Annotated in this window: 17 protein-coding genes; 12 read left to right on the top strand and 5 right to left on the bottom strand. The window is 66.7% G+C overall.

The genetic code is table 11. The annotated features are described in order from the left end of the window. The first annotated feature begins 154 nt into the window (after nucleotides 1–154). Both P5W98_RS15275 and P5W98_RS15270 read left to right on the top strand, forming a co-directional pair. Entirely contained in the window at nucleotides 155–1,051 is an 897-nt protein-coding gene (locus P5W98_RS15275; protein WP_421025460.1) for a fructose bisphosphate aldolase, read from the top strand. A 135-nt stretch (nucleotides 1,052–1,186) separates the two neighbouring features. After that, nucleotides 1,187–1,927, top strand: a complete 741-nt coding sequence (locus P5W98_RS15270) for a transglycosylase SLT domain-containing protein (RefSeq protein WP_421025461.1) — start codon at nucleotides 1,187–1,189, stop codon at nucleotides 1,925–1,927. Between the two features lie 95 nt (nucleotides 1,928–2,022). Here P5W98_RS15270 and P5W98_RS15265 read toward each other — a convergent pair whose 3' ends face one another. Beyond that, nucleotides 2,023–3,045: a ProQ/FINO family protein gene (locus P5W98_RS15265; RefSeq protein WP_421025462.1), complete on the bottom strand. Its 1,023-nt coding sequence runs from the start codon at nucleotides 3,043–3,045 to the stop codon at nucleotides 2,023–2,025. A gap of 214 nt (nucleotides 3,046–3,259) precedes the next feature. On the opposite strand from P5W98_RS15265, the gene P5W98_RS15260 reads away from it, so the two are divergent. Then, nucleotides 3,260–4,030: an SDR family oxidoreductase gene (locus tag P5W98_RS15260; protein WP_421025463.1), complete on the top strand. Its 771-nt coding sequence runs from the start codon at nucleotides 3,260–3,262 to the stop codon at nucleotides 4,028–4,030. Between the two features lie 44 nt (nucleotides 4,031–4,074). On the opposite strand, the gene opgC is transcribed toward P5W98_RS15260, so the two are convergent. Beyond that, nucleotides 4,075–5,163: an OpgC domain-containing protein gene (opgC, locus tag P5W98_RS15255; RefSeq protein ID WP_421025464.1), complete on the bottom strand. Its 1,089-nt coding sequence runs from the start codon at nucleotides 5,161–5,163 to the stop codon at nucleotides 4,075–4,077. Between the two features lie 321 nt (nucleotides 5,164–5,484). Between opgC and P5W98_RS15250 the strand changes: the two genes are divergently transcribed. From P5W98_RS15250 to P5W98_RS15220, 7 genes are all read left to right on the top strand, one after another. After that, nucleotides 5,485–7,869 (top strand): bifunctional salicylyl-CoA 5-hydroxylase/oxidoreductase, encoded by a 2,385-nt coding sequence (locus P5W98_RS15250; protein ID WP_421025465.1) that lies wholly within the window; start codon nucleotides 5,485–5,487, stop codon nucleotides 7,867–7,869. A gap of 2 nt (nucleotides 7,870–7,871) precedes the next feature. After that, on the top strand, nucleotides 7,872–8,651 hold the full coding sequence (locus P5W98_RS15245) for an SDR family NAD(P)-dependent oxidoreductase (RefSeq protein WP_421025466.1): 780 nt from the start codon (nucleotides 7,872–7,874) through the stop codon (nucleotides 8,649–8,651). Beyond that, the gene (locus tag P5W98_RS15240; protein WP_421025467.1) at nucleotides 8,648–9,208 is read left to right on the top strand and encodes a MarR family winged helix-turn-helix transcriptional regulator; all 561 of its coding nucleotides are present in this window, start codon (nucleotides 8,648–8,650) and stop codon (nucleotides 9,206–9,208) included. Before P5W98_RS15245 ends, P5W98_RS15240 begins: the two co-directional genes overlap by 4 nt. Before the next feature lie 28 nt (nucleotides 9,209–9,236). Beyond that, nucleotides 9,237–10,094 carry an enoyl-CoA hydratase family protein gene (locus P5W98_RS15235; RefSeq protein ID WP_421025468.1) on the top strand — a complete coding sequence of 286 codons (858 nt, stop codon included), beginning with the start codon at nucleotides 9,237–9,239 and terminating at the stop codon, nucleotides 10,092–10,094. A gap of 4 nt (nucleotides 10,095–10,098) precedes the next feature. Beyond that, entirely contained in the window at nucleotides 10,099–11,286 is a 1,188-nt protein-coding gene (locus P5W98_RS15230) for an acyl-CoA dehydrogenase family protein (protein WP_421025469.1), read from the top strand. Then, complete coding sequence (locus tag P5W98_RS15225) at nucleotides 11,283–11,699, top strand: RidA family protein (protein WP_421025470.1); 417 nt, start codon at nucleotides 11,283–11,285, stop codon at nucleotides 11,697–11,699. The genes P5W98_RS15230 and P5W98_RS15225 overlap by 4 nt, the downstream gene beginning before the upstream one ends. A 102-nt stretch (nucleotides 11,700–11,801) precedes the next feature. Continuing rightward, nucleotides 11,802–13,439, top strand: a complete 1,638-nt coding sequence (locus tag P5W98_RS15220) for an AMP-binding protein (RefSeq protein ID WP_421025471.1) — start codon at nucleotides 11,802–11,804, stop codon at nucleotides 13,437–13,439. A 77-nt stretch (nucleotides 13,440–13,516) separates the two neighbouring features. Here the strand turns inward: P5W98_RS15220 and P5W98_RS15215 are convergent, their stop codons facing one another. The 3 genes from P5W98_RS15215 to P5W98_RS15205 all read right to left on the bottom strand — a co-directional run bounded on the left by P5W98_RS15215 (nucleotide 13,517) and on the right by P5W98_RS15205 (nucleotide 16,782). Further along, nucleotides 13,517–14,281, bottom strand: a complete 765-nt coding sequence (locus P5W98_RS15215; RefSeq protein ID WP_421025472.1) for a ParA family protein — start codon at nucleotides 14,279–14,281, stop codon at nucleotides 13,517–13,519. A gap of 218 nt (nucleotides 14,282–14,499) precedes the next feature. After that, on the bottom strand, nucleotides 14,500–16,434 hold the full coding sequence (locus tag P5W98_RS15210; RefSeq protein WP_421025473.1) for a YadA family autotransporter adhesin: 1,935 nt from the start codon (nucleotides 16,432–16,434) through the stop codon (nucleotides 14,500–14,502). A 3-nt stretch (nucleotides 16,435–16,437) separates the two neighbouring features. Continuing rightward, a complete protein-coding gene (locus P5W98_RS15205) occupies nucleotides 16,438–16,782 on the bottom strand; it encodes a hypothetical protein (RefSeq protein WP_421025474.1) in 345 nt (114 codons plus the stop codon). 57 nt (nucleotides 16,783–16,839) lie between these two features. On the opposite strand from P5W98_RS15205, the gene P5W98_RS15200 reads away from it, so the two are divergent. After that, entirely contained in the window at nucleotides 16,840–17,877 is a 1,038-nt protein-coding gene (locus P5W98_RS15200; RefSeq protein WP_421025475.1) for a DUF2827 family protein, read from the top strand. A gap of 26 nt (nucleotides 17,878–17,903) precedes the next feature. After that, nucleotides 17,904–19,064, top strand: a complete 1,161-nt coding sequence (locus P5W98_RS15195) for a DUF2827 domain-containing protein (RefSeq protein ID WP_421027005.1) — start codon at nucleotides 17,904–17,906, stop codon at nucleotides 19,062–19,064. Nucleotides 19,065–19,071 lie beyond the last annotated feature (7 nt).

Below are 19,071 nucleotides of genomic sequence, written 5' to 3'. Positions count from 1 at the left end.
CCGAGACGCTGCCGCGCTGCGCCAGTACACTCACCGGATCGGGTGCGGCCGAATCGGACTCCCTGAATTGGCCCCAACCGCCGGTCCCGCCACCGGGCCCCAATAACCGCGCCATGCGCGAGCAGCGCCGGCGCCTGTTTCGGGAGGTTTGAACATGGCCAACGACACGATGCTGCAGCAGATGCGCGCCAAGCCGGGATTCATTGCCGCGCTCGACCAGAGCGGCGGCTCGACGCCTGGCGCACTACGGCAATACGGGATCCCGGAGAGCGAGTACAGCGGCGACGCCGAGATGTTCCGGCTCATGCACGAGATGCGCGTGCGCGTCATTAGCGCGCCGGCCTTCACGGGCGCGAAGGTGATCGGCGCGATCCTCTTCGAGCAGACCATGGACGGCCAGGCGAACGGCAAGCCGGTGCCCGCATTCCTTTGGGAGGAGCGCGGCGTGGTGCCCTTTCTCAAGGTCGACAAGGGCCTCGAAGCCGAGGCCGACGGCGTGCGGCTCATGAAGCCGATGCCCGGCCTCGACGCCTTGCTGGAGCGCGCATTGAAAGCTGGCATCTTCGGCACCAAGATGCGTTCGGTGATCGAGCACGCGTCGCCTGCGGGCATCGCCGCCATCGCGAAGCAACAGTTCGAGGTGGGCGAGCAGATCGGCGCGCGCGGTCTCGTGCCGATTCTCGAACCCGAGGTGTCGATCAAGGCCCCGGACAAGGCGCAGGCCGAAACGCTGCTGCGCGACGCACTCGTCGAGGGACTCGACGCCCTGCCCGCCTCGCGCAACGTCATGATCAAGCTGACGATCCCCGACACGCCCGACTTCTACAAGCCGCTCATCGACCACCCGCGCGTCGTGCGCGTGGTCGCGCTCTCGGGCGGCTATACGCGCAGCGACGCGTGCCGTCGGCTGGCCGCCAATCACGGCATGATCGCGAGCTTCTCGCGCGCGCTGATCAACGACCTGACCCGGCAGATGAGCGATGCGCAATTCGATGCCGCGCTTGCCGAGAGCATCGACGAAATCTACAAGGCTTCCGTCGAGAAAGTCTGAGCGCCATCAGCGCAGCGCGTTTTGAGAAACCCAGCCGGGCCACGCTCCGGCTGGGTTTCTTTCTGGCCGGCTATACTGTGCGCCTTTCATTCGTTCACCTGTTGTTTGTACACGAAACTCACGAAAGGACCGGCCATGAGGCGGTTACTCTGCCTGCTCGTCATGCTGCCTGGCCTCGTGCAATACGCGGCGGCCCAGCAGCCCCCAGCAGACGACAAGAAGCTCCCCGCCTACCTGAGCCAGAAGTTCGGACTGGCCAAGGACAAGGCTGCCCAGATCTCGCTGGCCGTCACCACGGCAGCCGAAAAATACTCGCTGCCGCCCGCGGTGCTGCTCGCCATCATCTCGATCGAATCGCGCTTTCGCGAGAAGGCGCGCGGCTCGAACAACGCGACCGGGCTCATGCAGGTGGTGCCCTCGGCGCACCGCAATTTACTGCGCAACGTGAAAGACCTCACGGATCCCGAGGTCAATATCGATGTGGGATCGTCGATTCTCTACGGCTACCAGCGCGCGGCCGGCGGCGATCTCGACGCGGCGATGAAGAACTACGGCGGCTCGAAAGCCTATGCGGAAAAGATCCGCGTGCGCGCGGCCGAATTCAGCCGCGTGCTCGATGCCGCGAGCGCGCCGCAAGCGCAGGCGGCCGCAACGGATGCGCCGCCAACCTTTAGCGGAGCATTCTCCGCCGACACGAACGACGCGATGCCCGCAAGCGGCTCGTCGCCGGCCGGCACTGCAGCGGCCGTGGCGGCGCAAAATTCCGCATCGCCGTCCGCATCTTCCCGCGCTGCGGCGAGCGCCCCGGTTGCCGAGGCGTCGGCCATGCGCGGCGTGCTGGAAACGCGCACCCACGCGCGCTCGCGCGAACGCTGACGGTTCAGCCGCGCTGAGAATCGATATTCCGGGGTAATCCGCATCGAGCGTCCAGCATCGGCCATGCCGGGGCTGGAGCGCTTCTGCGTTGTCGATCAGCTGGGCGTCGCGGGGGCTTCGCCGTTGCTGTCGGGCGTTTCGCCGGCTGCTTCGGGGGCTTGCGCCTGTGCCGGTTCAGCCGCTGGTTGCGTCGCGGCCGCTGCCGGATCCTGCGCGGGGGCCGCATCGGCTGCTGCTGGCGCAGCAGCCTGCCCGGCTTGCGCCGCTTGCTGCGCGTTTTGCTGCTCCTTGGCGCGCGCCTCGGCCTTGGCCTTCTGATGCGCGAGCGCGGCCTTGGCGCGGCCGACGTGCGAAGGGTCGATGCCCGGGCCTTCCGAGGCGCTGCCATCGAGCTCGTAACGCGAGCCGCCAACGGCCACGCGCTCGTGATAGCGCGGATGATTCACGTGGCGCTTGAGCACGGCGACGATTAGCGTGCGTTCGTAATCGGGATGGCGCGCGACGAGGTCTTCGACCACGCCGATCTTCAGCGGCAAGCGCTCGCGGAATGCCGGATAGTGCTTCGCGAACACGTTCCAGACCGCGTTGAGCTGGCGATTGCGTTCGATGCGCGCCTTTTCGGTCTCGCTCAAATTGGCCATCGACTGCTGCTGGCGCGCCGGACGCTGGCGCTGACCACCGCGCTCGCCGTCATGCGGGCCGCGCTGGCCGCGCGCCTGACGGGCCTGCTGCCCCCGCGCGTCATGACGCTTTTCGGTCGAGTTGCCGGCCGCCTCGCCGCCCTCGCCAGCGGGCTTGCCGTGCGCCTGGCCGCGCTGCTGCTGCGGACGCGCGCGCCCGCGCGCCTCGTCCGCGCCGGCGGGACGGGGGCCCTTGTTGCCCTGGGAGCCTTTGGGACCCTTGTGGCCGGGCGCGCCCTGCGCGCGCCGCTGCCCCTGAGCGCCCTTCTGCGGCTCGGTCTTTGCGCCCGCCCGGTTTCCTTTGGGCGCGTGCCGGCCTTGCGGCGACTGCGCGTGTTCTTCGGCAGGTTGTCCGGTACCCAGGCCCATGCTCTTCTTGATTTCCAGAAGCCCGTCTTTGAAGCTCAGGGTACGGCGTTGTTGCGATGCGGCTTTCACGTCCAGATCTCTTCCTTATTGGATCGGACGCTATGATACCGAATTCGCGCGGCCTGTTTGGATCCCGCACGCGCGACCCCGGTTTCGGGCCGGCTCGCGAGACCGTCCGGCGCAACCGGCCTGGTTGATGCGAAGCCCCGAAACACCTTCCGCGCGATGCCGGCGCAGCCCATGCGCATCACGCATTTTCCCGCTGACCATGACCGCTCCCACCATGACTTCCTCTCCCGTCCGCGCTATCGTGACCGGCCATTCCCGTGGACTCGGCGCCGCCCTCGCAGAACTGCTGCTGGAGCGCCAGATCGATGTTCTCGGCCTTGGCCGCAGCGCGCATCCCACGCTGGCCGCGCGCGAGCCGTCGTCGTCCGCGGCGCAGTTGCAGCAAGCCGCGCTCGATCTCGGCGATTGCGCCGCGCTCGAACGCTGGTTCGCGAGCGGCGCGCTGCGCCAGTTCGCGCACGGCGCGCAGTGCGTGCTGCTGTTCAACAATGCGGGCACCGTCGAGCCGATCGCGCCGCTCGGCGCCCAGCACGCGGGCGCCATCGCTCGCGCGATCACGCTCAACGTCGCGGCGCCGCTGATGCTTGCCAACGCGCTGGCTTCGGGCGAAGCATCGGGCGACGCGCTGGAGCGCCGCATCATGCACATTTCGAGCGGCGCGGCGCGTAACGCCTACGCGGGCTGGAGCATTTATTGCGCGACCAAAGCCGCGCTCGATCATCACGCTCGCGCGGTGGCGCAAGACGCGCGGCCCGACGTGCGCATCTGCAGCGTCGCGCCGGGCGTGGTGGACACCGCCATGCAAGCCACCATCCGCTCCACCAGCACCGAGCAGTTCCCGCAGCGCGAGCGCTTCGAGCAACTGAAGGAAAGCGGCCAGCTTGCTTCGCCGCGACATGCGGCGCGGCAACTGATCGATTACGCGCTGAGCGACGCGTTCGGCGCAACGCCAACGGCCGACGTGCGCGAACTCGCGAGGAACTGAAGGCAGTCGACGCAGCGCGTCGCTCACGCGGGCGCGCTGCGCTTTCACGTGAGGGCGGCGCGCGAGCGCTCCCCCTTCCATCGCCGCGCGCCGCCGGCTAGCACCAGCAGCGCGCCAATAGCCAGCAGATCGCCCGCGAGCCGCGCGGGCCAGAAAGCGCTCACATGCGTTGCACGCAACAGCGTGTCGATCGCATTCGACACGAGCGCGCCGCCAACGAAGCACACGAGCCCCTGCTGGCCCACCGTGACCACGCCCGGCAAGCGCCGCGCGAGCCAGCCGATCCAGCCCAGCCGCACGGCCTGCGCGGCCAACCAGGCTACCGCGCCAAAGCTCACGATACGCAGGCTCGCGAGGTTCTGCTTCATGTAGCCCGGCGCTGGCTCGAGGTCGACGAACAGCTTCATCACGGCGAACAGCACGACATGCGCGCCCGCGAGCACCGTGAGCGCGCGGCCCAGACGCGAAATCTGGAACGCCGCCGAAACCGGATAGAGCCGGCACAGCAGGCCGAGCACGAACATCGCCTGCCACGCGAACGGATTGAATGGCCAGTTCGAGCCGGGCACGGCGGGCAGATAGCGCACGAGCCAGCAGCCGCCCAGCCAGATGCCGAAGCTGCCCAGCAGTGCGACGTCGGGCGCGCGCCGCGCGAGCGGCATGATCGCGGGCAGCGCGAGCACGAGAATCACGTAGAGCGGCAAAACCCCCGCCAGATACGGCTGATCGCGAAACACCGCGACATTGCCGAGCATTGCGAACGGATGCGCGACGAAGCGCTGAAAGCCTGAATCCGCGACGAGCGGCGAATCCACGCGCAATCCAACAGCCGCTGCACCCGAAAGCAGCATCAGTGCAGCAGCGCACAAATAAGCGGCATAGATTTCGCGCCCACGCCGCAAGAAGCGCTGGTTGGCAGCGCCCACGCCCTTTTTCGCCGCGATTGCGAGCCAGCTCGCTGCCGACACGTACCCGCTCACGAACACGAACACCTCGGCCGAATCGCAGTACGCGAAGGTGTGCAGCATGCCGTGCGACAGCATGCTGGCGGGCATGTGATCGAGCGCGATGGCAAGCAACGCGAAACCGCGGAAAAAATCGATTTCGATCGATCGCTTCGATGTCTGACTCATCAATCAAGGCTCCGGTTGGAACGGTTTTTCTCTTTCATCGGGATGACTGATTATTTGCGCAGCGCTATACGGCAGCGATAATGCGAAAGCGTTTCGTCATGACTCGGCGCTGCAGCCGCTACGCCAAGCGAATTCAGTGCCGGCTCGAAGCACCCGTCCGCCACTCGCACGCCCTCCAGCATCGCATATTCCGCTGAGCGCCCGCAGGTTCCGCTCTTTGCCCACCCGCGTCAGGGCTTTCCCGGTGTCCTTCGTGCAATTACTTGACACTTAAAGTAATTCGGCCTAATCTGCCCCTGCAGACTGACCAAGGGAGCGAACATGCGAATCGTTTGTATCGGTGGCGGGCCAGCCGGACTTTATTTCGGCCTTTTGATGAAGCGTCGTCACCCGGACTACGAGATCACGGTGATCGAGAGAAACCGCCCATACGACACGTTCGGCTGGGGCGTGGTGTTTTCCGATCAGACGCTCGGCAATCTGCGCGCGGCCGATCCGGAAAGCGCGGACGAGATTCTCGACGCGTTCAATCACTGGGACGACATCGAGATCCATTTCCGCGGGCGCTCGATTCGCTCGTCGGGTCACGGTTTCTGCGGCATCGGCCGCAAGCGTCTGCTGAACATCCTGCAGGCGCGCTGCGAGCAGCTCGGCGTAAAGCTCGTGTTCGAGACCCAGATGAGCGACGACGATGTGCAGGACGCCGACCTCATCATCGCCGCCGACGGCCTGAATAGCGCCACGCGCCAGAAGTACGCGGCCACCTACCAGCCCGACATCGATCTGCGAGACTGCCGCTTCGTGTGGCTCGGCACCTCGAAGCTGTTCGACGCCTTCACGTTTGCCTTCGAAGAAACCGAATTCGGCTGGTTCCAGGCGCACGCCTACCGCTTCGACGACAGCACCTCGACGTTCATCGTCGAAGCGCCCGAGCGTGTGTGGAAGGCGGCGGGCCTCGACGAAATGAGCAAGGAAGACAGCATCGTGTTCTGCGAGAAGCTGTTCGCGCGCTATCTCGACGGCCATGAACTGCGCTCGAACGCGGCGCATCTGCGCGGCTCGTCGCAATGGATCCGCTTCCCGCGCGTGGTGAGCCGCGAGTGGGTGCACTGGAAGACCAGCGCGAACGGCAAGCAGACGCCGGTCGTGCTGATGGGCGATGCTGCGCATACCGCGCACTTCTCGATCGGCTCGGGCACCAAGCTCGCGCTCGAAGACGCCATCGAGCTCGCCAACAGCATGGAAGCGCATCCGGGCGACCTGCGCGCCGCGCTTCATCACTACACGAGCGTGCGCAGCGTGGACGTGCTGCGCATCCAGAACGCCGCGCGCAATTCGACGGAGTGGTTCGAGCACGTGGACCGCTACGCGAAGTTCGAGCCCGAGCAGTTCGCATATTCGCTGCTCACGCGCTCGCAGCGCATCTCGCACGAGAACCTGCGCGAGCGCGACGCGCACTACCTCGGCGGCTTCGAGTCGTGGCTTGCCGCGCGCGCGGGCGTCGATGCGGATGCGCGCGCGGCAGCCGGCCAGCGCGCCGCGCCGCCGATGTTCACCCCGTTCACGGTGCGCGGCGTCACGCTCAAGAATCGCGTGGTGGTGTCGCCGATGGCGCAGTACTCCGCGCGCGACGGCGTGGCCGGCGACTATCACCTGATGCATCTGGGCGCGCGCGCGATGGGCGGCGCGGCGCTCGTAATGACCGAGATGACCTGCGTGTCGCCCGAAGCGCGCATCACGCCCGCCTGCCCCGGCATGTATGCGCCCGAGCATCTCACCGCATGGCGGCGCATCGTCGATTTCGTGCACGCGAACTCCGATGCGAAGATCGGCATCCAGCTCGGCCACTCGGGCGCCAAGGGCTCGACGCGGGTGGCGTGGGAAGGCATCGACCAGCCGCTCGACGAGGGCAACTGGCCGCTCGTTTCCGCGTCGCCGCAGCAGTATTTGCGCGGCGTGAGCCAGCATTCGCACGCGGCCAGCCTGGAAGAATTGCAGGAAATCGAAGCGCAATTCGTGCGCTCCACGCAGATGGCCGCCGAGGCGCGCTTCGACTGGCTCGAACTGCACTGCGCGCACGGCTATCTGCTGTCGAGCTTCCTCTCGCCGCTCACGAACCAGCGCACCGACGAATATGGCGGCTCGCTCGAGAATCGCCTGCGCTATCCGCTCCAGGTGTTCGGGGCGATTCGCGCCGTATGGCCCGACGACAAGCCCATTTCCGTGCGTATTTCCGCGCATGACTGGGTCGAAGGCGGCATCACGCCCGACGACGCCGTGCAGATCGCGCGTGCCTTCAAGGCGGCAGGCGCGGACATGATCGACGTTTCGTCGGGCCAGGTGAGCAAGGACGAAAAGCCCGTGTATGGCCGCATGTTCCAGACGCCGTTCGCGGACCGCATCCGCAACGAAGCCGGCATCGCGACCATCGCCGTGGGTGCAATCTCGGAGGCCGACCACGTGAACGGCATCATTGCGGCGGGCCGCGCCGACCTTTGCGCGGTGGCGCGCCCGCACCTCGCCAACCCGGCGTGGACGCTCGGCGAGGCCGCGAAGATCGGCTACTTCGACGTGAAGTGGCCGAACCAGTACACGGCGGCGAAGACCCAGCTCGAACGCAACATCGAGCGCGAACGCGCGGCCGCCGCCGCGGCTGCGGGGCTCTCTCCGCTCGAACGCGCCCAGCGCGCGGAAGGCACGGTGTGAGCATGAGCGACGATACGCTGAAAGGACAGCACGCCGTGGTGACCGGCGGAGGCAGCGGCATCGGCGCGGCGACGGCCGCCGCGCTGCTGCATGCGGGCGCGCGCGTCACGCTGATGGGCCGCGACGCGGTGAAGCTCCAAGCGCAGCGCGAGGCGTTGGGAGCCGGCGAGCGCATCGCCTGCGTGAGCGTCGACGTGACCGACGAACGCGCCGTACACGATGCGTTCGCGAGCGCTGCCGATGGCCTCGGCGCGATCGACATCCTCGTGAACAACGCGGGCCAGGCCACTGCCTCGCCGTTCGCCCAGACCGGGCTCGATCTCTGGCAGCGCATGCTCGACGTGAACCTCACGGGCGTGTTCCTCTGCACGCGTGCCGCGATCCCGGCGATGCTCGCGCGCAAGAGCGGCCGCATCGTCAACGTGGCGAGCACGGCGGGCCAGGTCGGCTATCCGTATGTGGCCGCGTATTGCGCGTCGAAGCACGGCGTGATCGGCATGACGCGCGCGCTTGCGCTCGAAGTCGCCACGCAGGGCGTGACGGTGAACGCGGTATGCCCCGGCTATACGGAAACGGAACTGCTGCAGGCCTCGCTCGACCAGATCACGCGCAAGACCTCGCGCAGCGAGGCCGAGGCGCGTAGCATCCTCGTGCGTCACAACCCGCAGCAGCGCTTCGTCCAGCCGGAAGAAGTCGCCAACGCGGTGCTGTGGCTGTGCGCGCCCGGGTCGTCCGCGATCACCGGGCAATCGATATCCGTTTCCGGTGGAGAAATCACATGACCTCGCCTGTGCCGAAACAGAAGCCGCGCAAGGCGCCTGCCGCGAAGACGACGCGCAAGGGCGTCGAAAAGCTCGCGGAGAACGTCGTCGACATGGAGATGAGCACCGGCGCCGACAGCCACATGGGCCTGCGCCTGTGGCTGCGCCTGCTCACCACGACCAACCTCGTGCAAGCCGAGCTGCGCCGCCGCCTGCGCACCGAATTCGACACCACGCTGCCGCGCTTCGACTTGATGGCGCAGCTAGAACGCCATCCCGAAGGACTCCGGATGACCGAGCTCTCGCGCCGCCTGATGGTCACGGGCGGCAACGTCACCGGCATCACCGATCAGCTGGAAAAGGAAGGCCTCGTCACGCGCGACGCCGACCCCGAGGACCGCCGCTCGATTGCCGTACGCCTCACGCCCGAGGGCCGCGCCGCGTTCGACCGCATGGCCGCCGCGCACGAGCAGTGGGTGGTGGAAATGTTCGGCGGCCTCTCGCTCGACGAGAAGTCGAAGATGCACGAGCGCCTCGGCAAGCTCAAGCAACATCTGCGCGACAGCCTCGAAGGCTGAGCGCGCTCCAAGCTAAAGGAGACATACCTTGACGACAGAACGCTCCAGCGCGGATGCGCTCTTCGCGGGCAACCGCACGACGCTGGCCGGCTACGAGGCGAAGCACTTCGGCTGGTCGGTCGAGGGCCGCGTGGCGACCATCACGCTGAACCGCCCCGAGCGCAAGAATCCGCTCACGTTCGAATCGTATGCGGAGTTGCGCGACCTGTTCCGCCAACTCGCCTACGCCACCGATGTGAAGAGCGTCGTGGTGCACGGCGCGGGCGAGAACTTCTGCTCGGGCGGCGATGTGCACGACATCATCGCGCCGCTCATCGACTTGCCGATGCCCGAGCTGCTGATGTTCACGCGCATGACCGGCGACCTCGTGAAGGCGATGCGCCATTGCCCGCAGCCGATCATCGCCGCCGTGGACGGCGTGTGCGCGGGCGCGGGCGCGATTCTCGCGATGGCCTCCGACATGCGCTATGCCACCGCGCGCAGCAAGCTTGCGTTCCTGTTCACGCGCGTGGGCCTCGCGGGCTGCGATATGGGCGCGTGCGCAATCCTGCCGCGCATCATCGGCCAGGGCCGCGCGGCCGAGTTGCTCTATACGGGCCGCTCCGCGAGCGGCGAGGAAGGCCACGCCTGGGGGTTCTATAACCGGCTGTGCGAGCCGGAAGTGCTGCTCGCGGAGGCGCAAAAGCTTGCGGCCGATCTCGCGGCGGGCCCGACCTTCGCGCACGGCATCACCAAGACGATGCTGCATCAGGAATGGACCATGAGCATCGACGAGGCGATCGAATCGGAAGCGCAGGCGCAGGCGATCTGCATGGCGACGCGCGACTTCGGCCGCGCGTATGACGCTTTCGCGGCGAAGACGCGTCCGGTTTTCAAGGGAGATTGAGCCAGTGAACGCTGACAACACCCTGCATGGCGCGCTCGCGTGGCCGTTCTTCGAAGACCATCACCGCGCGCTTGCAAAAGGCGTCGAGGAGTGGTCACGCCTGCATCTCGCGCATGTGCCGCACGACAATGTCGACGATACCTGCCGCACACTCGTGCGCAAGCTGGGCGCGGCGGGCTGGCTGCGCTACGGCGTGGGCGGCACCGCCTGGGGCGGCCATGGCGACACCATCGACACGCGCGCCGTGTGCCTGCTGCGCGAAACACTCGCGAAGCATTCGGGCCTCGCCGATTTCGCCCTGGCGATGCAGGGCCTCGGCTCGGGCGCGATCTCGCTCGCGGGCAGCGATGCGCAGAAGTCGCGCTATCTGCCGCGCGTCGCGAGCGGCGAAGCCATCGCCGCGTTCGCTCTCTCCGAGCCGAACGCGGGCTCCGACGTGGCCGCGATGGCGCTGGCCGCGCGCGCCGACGGCCAGGACTACGTGCTCGACGGCGAGAAGACGTGGATCTCGAACGGCGGCATCGCCGACTTCTACGTGGTGTTCGCGCGCACCGGCGAAGCGCCGGGCGCGCGCGGCATCAGCGCGTTCGTCGTGGATGCCGACACGCCGGGGCTCGAGATTGCCGAGCGCATCGACGTGATCGCGCCGCATCCGCTCGCCCGTCTGCGCTTCGCCGGCGCGCGCGTGAACAAGAGCCAGATGCTGGGTGCGCCGGGCGAAGGCTTCAAGATCGCCATGCGCACGCTCGACATCTTCCGCACCTCGGTGGCCGCCGCGTCGCTCGGCTTTGCGCGCCGCGCGATGGACGAAGGTCTCGCGCGCGCCGCGTCGCGCCAGATGTTCGGCCAGACGCTCGGCGATTTTCAGCTCACCCAGGCGAAGCTCGCGCAGATGGCGCTCACCATCGACAGCAGCGCCCTGCTCGTCTATCGCGCCGCGTGGCTACGCGACCAGGGCGTGAGCGTCACGCGCGAAGCGGCCATGGCGAAGTGGCATGCGAGCGAAGGCGCACAACAGGTGATCGATGCCGCCGTGCAGCTCTGGGGCGGCATGGGCGTGCAAAGCGGCAACATCGTCGAATCGCTCTACCGCGAGATTCGTTCGCTGCGCATTTACGAAGGCGCGACCGAGGTTCAGCAACTGATCGTCGGACGTGATCTGCTCAAGGCCTACCAAACGGAACACTCATGAAAAAAGCACTTCTTCCCGCAGGCTGGGTCAAGCCGCGCGGTTATGCCAACGGCGTCGCCGCCGTGGGCACCCAGGTCTATATCGCCGGCCAGATCGGCTGGGACGAGAACGCGCGCTTCACGAGCAGCGAGTTCGGCGCGCAGGCCGTGCAGGCGCTGCGCAACATCGTGGCCGTGCTCGACGCAGCGGGCGGCAAGCCCGAGCATCTGGTGCGCATGACCTGGTACGTCACCGACAAAAAGGAGTACCTGGCATCGCTCAAGGAGATCGGCGCGGCGTTTCGCGAGCTGATCGGCGACTACGACATCGCCATGAGCGCCATCCAGGTGGTCGCGCTCATGGAGGACGAGGCGAAAGTGGAGATCGAGGCCACGGCCGTGATTCCCGACGATGCCCGCTTATCCAGCCAATAAGCGAGCCCATAATCGACCCCATAAGCGACCCCATAATCGGACCAACAAGAGCCACGCAACAGAACACCCTACAAGGCTGTTCGCAGCCAAGCCGGAGACACCATGCAACCGACCGCTCACGTCGACACCTTTGCACGCGATAACCTGCCGCCCGAATCGCAGTGGCCCGCGTTGCTTCTCGACAATCCCGACGTCGCCTATCCCGCGCGTCTGAACTGTGCGGCCGAGTTGCTGGACCGCGCCATCGAGGCCGGGCATGGGGCGCGCCCGGCCGTCTGGTCCGAGGTCGACGGCAAGCCGCAAGCGACCACCTATGCGCAATTGCGCGAACTGGTGGACCGCAGTGCTCACGTGCTGGTGGACGACATGGGCCTGAAGCCCGGCAACCGCGTGCTGCTGCGCGGCCCCAATACGCTGCAGATGGCCGTTGCGCTGCTGGCGTCGTTGAAGGCCGGGCTCGTGGTGGTGCCCACCATGCCGCTGCTGCGCGCGAAGGAGCTCAGGCAGATCATCGACAAGGCGAGCGTGAACGCGGCGCTGTGCGACGTGCGCCTCGCCGACGAGCTCGCGCGCTGCACCCAGGCCGACGACGAATTCTTCTGCGCGAACCTCGCCCAGGTGCGCTACTTCCACGACGATGCGCCCGGCAGCCTCGAAAGTCTCGCGGCCAGCAAGCCCGCCGCGTTCACCGCATGCGACACGGCCAGCGACGACGTCTGCCTGATCGCGTTCACGAGCGGCACCACGGGCACGCCGAAGGGCTGCATGCAGTTCCACCGCGATGTGATCGCCATGTGCGACCTGTTCCCGCGCCACGTGCTCAAGCCCACCGCAGACGACGTGTTTTGCGGCACGCCGCCGCTCGCGTTCACATTCGGGCTGGGCGGCCTGCTCTGCTTCCCGCTGCGCGTGGGCGCCTCGACCGTGCTGATCGAAAAGCTCACGCCCGCGCTGCTGCTGCAAACCATCGAGCGCTTTCGCGCGACCATCGTATTCACCGCGCCCACCTTCTACCGGCAGATGGCGCCGCTCGTGAAGGACTACGACATTTCAAGCCTGCGCAAGACCGTATCCGCGGGCGAGGCGCTGCCGCAGGCGACGCGGGACTTGTGGCGCGAGGCAACCGGCATCGAAATGATCGACGGCATTGGCGGCACCGAGATGATCCACATTTTCATTTCCTCGGCGGGCGGCGAGGTGCGGCCCGGCTCGATCGGGCGCGCGGTACCAGGCTATGAGGTGCAGGCGCTCGACGACGACATGCTGCCGGTGCCGCCCGGCGTCACCGGCAATCTCGCGGTGCGCGGGCCGACGGGCTGCCGCTATCTGGCCGACGAGCGGCAGAAGAAGTTCGTGCGCGACGGCTGGAATCTGCCTGGCGACGCGGTCACCATCGACGCCGACGGCTACGTGTTCTACCAGGCGCGCGCCGATGACATGATCGTCTCGTCGGGCTACAACATCGCGGGCCCCGAGATCGAGACCGTGCTGATGCAGCACCCCGCCGTGGTGGAATGCGGCGTGACGGGCGTGCCCGACGAATTGCGCGGCCAGGTGGTGAAGGCGTTCGTGGTGCTGCGCCCCGGCTTCGAGGGCAATGAGGCCATGGTGGCCGAGCTGCAAGCCTTCGTGAAGAACGCGGTGGCGGCCTACAAGTACCCGCGCCTGATCGCGTTCCTCGACGCGCTGCCGAGAACCGAAACCGGCAAGCTCAAGCGCTCGGCGTTGAAAACGATGTGAGCGCGCCGAAACGCGGCGACGGGTCCGGCGGGCTCCACTCCCCGGGTCCGCCGGACGCCGGACGCCGGACGGCGCAGCTACTGCGTCAGCTCCTGATGCAAGGCCCGATATTCACGCGAGAGCTTGTGTCCCGGATCGAGGTGGACAACGGGAGTCGCCTGCTGATGCGATTCGCGAATCTTCACCGACGAAGACAGCCGCGAAGCCAGCACCGGCAAGCCCTCGCCGATCAGTTCGTCGACCAGCTTTTGAGGCAGGCTTGCGCGCGGCTGAAACTGGTTGATGACGATGCCCTCCACCTCCAGCGCGGCGTTGTGATCCTGCTGGATCTCCTTCACGTTTTCGAGCAGCGTGTAAAGCGCGCGCCGGGAGAAGTCGTCGCAGTCGAACGGAATCAGGCAACGCTCGACGGCGATCAGCGCGGCGCGAGTGTAGAAGTTCAATGCCGGCGGCGTGTCGATATACACCGCGTCGTACATGTCGAGCTCGTTGAGCGCGTCGCGCAGCTTGTAGATCTTGTAGCGGGATTCCAGCTTGCCGTGCAGCGTATCCAGGTCGGCATGACCGGGCATGATGTCGAGGTTCTCAAACGGTGTCGGATGAATGAACGACGTCACGTCCACGGGTTTGAAGCTGAACGTCAACGCGGTCTCAAAGAAGCTCGCCACCGTGGAACGCACCTCGCCGGCTTGCGCGCCCAGCAGGTACTGGGTTGAATTCGCCTGCGCATCCAGATCGATGACCAGCGTTCTCAGCCCTTCGCTGGCGCTAATTGCTGCAAGATTGCAAACGATCGTCGACTTCCCTACGCCGCCTTTCTGATTGAATACGACACGCCGCATGCTCGTCTCTCGAATGGAAATTTTTAATAGAGCCGACAGCATACCCGATCGTTGCTGCACTGCCGCATACGAATAATAAGGTCAGGATTGGACGGCCGGATGGAAGCGCTTGCGGCTGCGCGATGCAGTCGTAAAAAAACGGGCGACCGTTGCCGGCCGCCCGTCGTTCACTGCACTGCTGCTTTTAGTTTTGGTTTTACTCCCCTGCTAGTGCTGGCTTACCACTTCCAGCCCACCCCCGCGTTCACGCCGACGTCATGACCCGTTGTCGAGACACCGGCGCCGTAACCCCAGCGGCCGTTGCCCGACAAGCCCTTGAAGTTCACCGCAACCGCGCTGTAGCCCTGGTATGAACCGAAGCCCACGCCCACCGTCTTCTCGCCGGCGTTGAGCGACGGCAGATACGTGCCGCTCATGGCCATCGCGAGTGCCGTGCCGGCGTAGGCCGTGCGCGCCACGTTGTTCACGTTGCTCTGCACGCTGCCGAGCTGCGAGACCGTTGCGGCATCGGTCGGGGCCACGCCCGCCGCGATGTTGGTGAGGCGGCGCTCCGTGCCGGCCGCGCCGAACGAGACGGTGTTGTCCTGATCGGCGACCGAGCCCTGGCCGATGGCCACCGAGTTGGCGCCCGGCGCCGAGGCGCCATAGCCTACCGCCACCGAACCGGCACCCGAGGCGCGCGAGTTCACGCCCACCGCCGTGCCGTTATGACCCGCGGCGATCGAACCCGAGCCGACTGCCACGGTGTTCGCGTTCGCCGTCGTGGCGCGGTGGCCCATGGCCGTCGAGTTGTCGCCTGTGGCGTTGGCGCTCGAGCCGTAAGCCGTTGCGCCTTCGCCGTTGGCGGTCACGCACAGACCCGAACCCGTTGCGTCCACACCGTTCACCGACGAGCAGTTCTGCGCGCTGACGTTCTGAATCGCACCGCCCGTCGCGCCACGCGTTTGCACCGTGCCGTCGTTGTTCATGCCGCCGGCCAGCGTGCCCATGAAGGCGTTGCCCGCGGCATTCGCAGCGTCGATCATCTGGACCACCGGCGCAACCGTGGTGGACAGCGAGTTCACCTGCGAGCTGACCGTCGAGAGGCCGGTCGACAGCGAGGCCACGCTCGACGAGGTCGACAGGGAGTCGATGCTCGTCGAGGTCGACGAGGACAGGCTGGCCAGGTTGCTATCGGTGGTCGAGAGACCAGTGGAGAGCGAGGACAGACCAGTGGAGGTCACGGTCGAGAGCGAGCTGAGACCCGTCGAAGCCGAAGTCGACAGCGTATCGATGCTGGTCGACAGCGAACTGATGCTGGTCGAGGACGAGGTGGCCAGATCGGCCAGTGCCGTCGACAGCGAGTCGGTGTTGCCGGTGGCGTTTGCGGTTGCCGTCGACAGGCTCACGAGGCTGCTGTTGGTCGTCCACAGACCCGTGGACAGCGAGTCGACGCCGCTCGAGAGGCTCGCGACGTTGCTGTTGGTGGTCGACAGACCCGTCGAGAGCGAGCTCAAGCCCGTCGAGGACGAAATGGACAGGCTCGTGAGGTTGCTATCCGTGGTCGAGAGACCGGTCGACAGCGAAGACAGACCCGTGGAGGTGACTGTCGAGAGCGAGCTCAGCCCCGCCGAGGCCGACGTGGACAGGCTCGCGAGGTTGCTACCGGTCGTCGAGAGACCGGTCGAGAGCGAGCTGACGCTCGTCGAGAGGCTCGAATCGCTCGTGCTCAATTGGGCAACCGTTACGGCATCTTGCGGTGCCGAGCCGTCCGCGACGTTGGTGACGCGACGCAGCTCGCCCGCGTTGCCGACCGAGACCTCGGCCACGGGTGCCGCCGTGCCGGTGGCGTAGCCGGTGCCCGTCGGAGCGGCGGCGCCGGTCGTGCTGTTGGCGCCAATCGCCACGCTGTCCGCATAGGTAGCGTTCGCGTTCGGGCCGATCGCCACGGCGTTCGTTGCGCTGGCCGTCGTGGTGCTGCCGAGCGCAAGCGCGCCGGTGCCGTTGGCGGTCGTCGTGAGACCGAGCGCGACCGCGCCGTTGCCCAGCGCCTTGTTGGCGCTGCCGAGCGCGACCGCGCCGTCGCCGGTCGCGCTCTGCGCACGGCCGATGGCCACGGCGCCGCCGGCGGCGGTCGTGCTGTTCGCGTTGGTGGCGGCCGAGCCGATCGCCACGTTCTACCCCGTCGCGCCCGCCACCGAGCTGTCGCCCTGGGCGATGCCATAGTTGCCTTGCGCCACCGCGAGATAGCCGAGCGCAACGGCCGACTGGCCGGCTGCCGTGGACTGTCCACCCAACGCGAGCGCGGCCCTTCCGCTCGCATTCGCGAGCGTGCCAATGGCGACCGTGTCCGTGGCGCTCGCGGTCGCGTACGTGCCAAACGCAAACGAGCCCTGGCCCGATGCGGTCGCGTTGATGCCGAGGGACGATGCGCCCGTACCCGAGGCAACCGCGCCCCAGCCATTCGCGTTCGAGCCGATGCCGGTCGCCTGCGAGCCGCAGCCAGTGGCGAACGAGTTCATGCCGGTCGCCAGCTCATTGCACAAGCTTTCCAGCGGCTCCCGCTCGCGGAGTCGGTCGTGCTCATCGACGTCGGCAGCGAACAGCGCCTGCCGCAACCGGTCGACGCCATCGCGCCGGGCCTCTCCATCCTCACCCAGCGCGAAGCGACGGACGCCGTCGACGTGGTCATCGAAATGGCCGGCGCGCTCGATAACGCGTGGCTCGACCTGATGGGCGCGCGTGGCCGCAAGGTGGTCTATTACTGCTGCGGGCAACCGTACGTGGGGCTCGTAGAGCCGGTCGTGTTCAACAAGCCCGTGCACACCTCGCGCCCGGACCGCTGCGACGAAATCTGGGTAGTCCCCAAGGACCGCCTGCACGTGCCGATGATGCGCACGCTGCACCGCTGCCCCGTCCACGTGGTGCCCTATGTGTGGCACGCGGGTTTCCTGCAGGCGCGCATCGCCGAACTGGCCCAGCACGGCCTGGAATACGGCTATGGAACAGAGCGCAGCCGCAGCGCTCGCGAAGCTGCCGGCGGCGCGCTGCGCGTGGCGATCTTCGAGCCGAATATCTCGGTAGTGAAGTGCTCGAGCATCCCGATGCTGGCCTGCGATGAGGCGTACCGCGCCGACCGCGCGAGCATCGCCGCGCTGCACGCGCTCAACACGCTGCACATGAAAGATCATCTGACGATGCTGCATCTGGCCAACTCGCTCGATCTCGTGCGCGAGCATCGCGCCACCTTTCATGGCCGCGACGATATCGCGGGCTTCATGAGCCAGCACACCGACGCCGTGGTCGTGCATCAATGGGACAACGACCAGAACTACAGCTATCTCGACGTGCTGTACGGCGATTACCCGCTCATTCACAACTCGCCATGGCTTGCCGGCTTCGGCGCGGGCTATTACTACCCGGGCTTCGACGCTCACGAAGGCGGCCACCAGCTGATCGCCGCCGCGCGCACGCACGACGCCGGGCTTACCGCGTACCGCGCCCGCACGCGCACCGTGTTCGACGCAGTTGATCCGTATAACGAAGCAAATCTGCGTGGCTATGCGCAGCGCCTGCAAGCGCTCGTCGAGCACGCCCCGATCCGGAGGTCCGTATGAACACGCCTGACACCAGGCAGCAAAACATGCAGCCCGCATCCTCGCAATGCCGCCGGGCTGCATCGACGCCGCACGGCCTCAAGGTTGGCGTATCGCTCTTCGTGCGCAAGGGCGAGCAGTCGCTGTGGGAAAACGGCATCTTCCAGAACTGCCTCTTTCTCGTGATGCTCCTGCGCAAGGTTCCATCGGTGGCCGAGGTTTATCTCGTGATCGGCGGCGGCGACGGCGACCTCGAAGATGCGCGCCGCTTCGTCAAGGACGCGCCTGCGCCGCTCATCGACATGGCCGAATCGGCCACGCGGCTCGACCTGATGGTCGAAATGAGCGCGCAGCTCGACCGCGCGTGGATTGCCAACTTCCGCGAGCGCGGCGGCAAGGTCGTCTCGATGCGCGTGGGCAACGACTATGTGATCGACATCGAGCGCATGATTTTCAACCTGCCGCACGCGCTGCTCATCAGCGGCGCGCCTTACGACGAGATCTGGACGCTGGCCGAGTACGAAACCACTTGCATGCCGTACTATCGCAGCGCCATGCGCGCATCGGTGCGCATCATGCCTCATCTGTGGACCCCGCTCGTGCTCGAGAAGGCCGCCGCCGCGCTGCCCGAAGGCCAGCATTTCGGCTACGAGCCGGGCCGCCGCCGCTGGCGCGCGGGCATCTTCGAGCCGAACATCTGCATGGTCAAGACCAGCCAGATTCCGATGCTGTGCTGCGAGAGCGCGCACCGCGCGAATCCCGATGCGCTCGAACACGTGTGGGTCTACAACATCTTCAAGTCCAGGGAGCATGCAGGCTTTCGCAGCTTCGCCAATAGTCTCGATATCGTGCGCCACGGGCTGGCGTCGTTCGAAGGGCGCTATCCGTTCTATCAGGTCATGGCGCGGGACGTGGATGTGGTCGCCACGCATCAATGGGAGAACCCGCAGAATTACCTGTACTACGAAGCATTGCACGGCGGCTATCCGCTCGTGCACAACTCGCATCTGATCGGCAACTGCGGCTATCGCTATCACGACTTCGACTGCGAGGAAGGCGGGCAAGCCTTGTTGCACGCACTCGCCACGCACGACAACAACCTGGATTCGTACAGGCGCGATGCGCAAGCGTTCCTCGCGACGCTGCACCCCGAGTACGCCGCCAACGTCCATGCCTACGGCGCCGCCATTGCCGCGCTGTTCGAATAGGGAGCAG

Origin of the sequence: Paraburkholderia sp. A1BS-2L, from assembly GCF_051125205.1 — a bacterium.
GTDB lineage: Bacteria > Pseudomonadota > Gammaproteobacteria > Burkholderiales > Burkholderiaceae > Paraburkholderia.
Note: the sequence above shows the minus strand (reverse complement) of the source record. Positions and strands in the feature narration are given on the sequence as shown.

What these genes read in the sequence shown, in the direction of transcription:
- P5W98_RS15275 (WP_421025460.1), top strand. Translation starts at nt 155, where the DNA reads ATGGCCAACGACACGATGCTGCAGCAGATGCGCGCCAAGCCGGGATTC.
- P5W98_RS15270 (WP_421025461.1), top strand. Translation starts at nt 1,187, where the DNA reads ATGAGGCGGTTACTCTGCCTGCTCGTCATGCTGCCTGGCCTCGTGCAA.
- P5W98_RS15260 (WP_421025463.1), top strand. Translation starts at nt 3,260, where the DNA reads ATGACTTCCTCTCCCGTCCGCGCTATCGTGACCGGCCATTCCCGTGGA.
- opgC (WP_421025464.1), bottom strand. Translation starts at nt 5,163, where the DNA reads ATGAGTCAGACATCGAAGCGATCGATCGAAATCGATTTTTTCCGCGGT.
- P5W98_RS15250 (WP_421025465.1), top strand. Translation starts at nt 5,485, where the DNA reads ATGCGAATCGTTTGTATCGGTGGCGGGCCAGCCGGACTTTATTTCGGC.
- P5W98_RS15245 (WP_421025466.1), top strand. Translation starts at nt 7,872, where the DNA reads ATGAGCGACGATACGCTGAAAGGACAGCACGCCGTGGTGACCGGCGGA.
- P5W98_RS15240 (WP_421025467.1), top strand. Translation starts at nt 8,648, where the DNA reads ATGACCTCGCCTGTGCCGAAACAGAAGCCGCGCAAGGCGCCTGCCGCG.
- P5W98_RS15225 (WP_421025470.1), top strand. Translation starts at nt 11,283, where the DNA reads ATGAAAAAAGCACTTCTTCCCGCAGGCTGGGTCAAGCCGCGCGGTTAT.
- P5W98_RS15220 (WP_421025471.1), top strand. Translation starts at nt 11,802, where the DNA reads ATGCAACCGACCGCTCACGTCGACACCTTTGCACGCGATAACCTGCCG.
- P5W98_RS15215 (WP_421025472.1), bottom strand. Translation starts at nt 14,281, where the DNA reads ATGCGGCGTGTCGTATTCAATCAGAAAGGCGGCGTAGGGAAGTCGACG.
- P5W98_RS15205 (WP_421025474.1), bottom strand. Translation starts at nt 16,782, where the DNA reads ATGAACTCGTTCGCCACTGGCTGCGGCTCGCAGGCGACCGGCATCGGC.
- P5W98_RS15195 (WP_421027005.1), top strand. Translation starts at nt 17,904, where the DNA reads ATGCAGCCCGCATCCTCGCAATGCCGCCGGGCTGCATCGACGCCGCAC.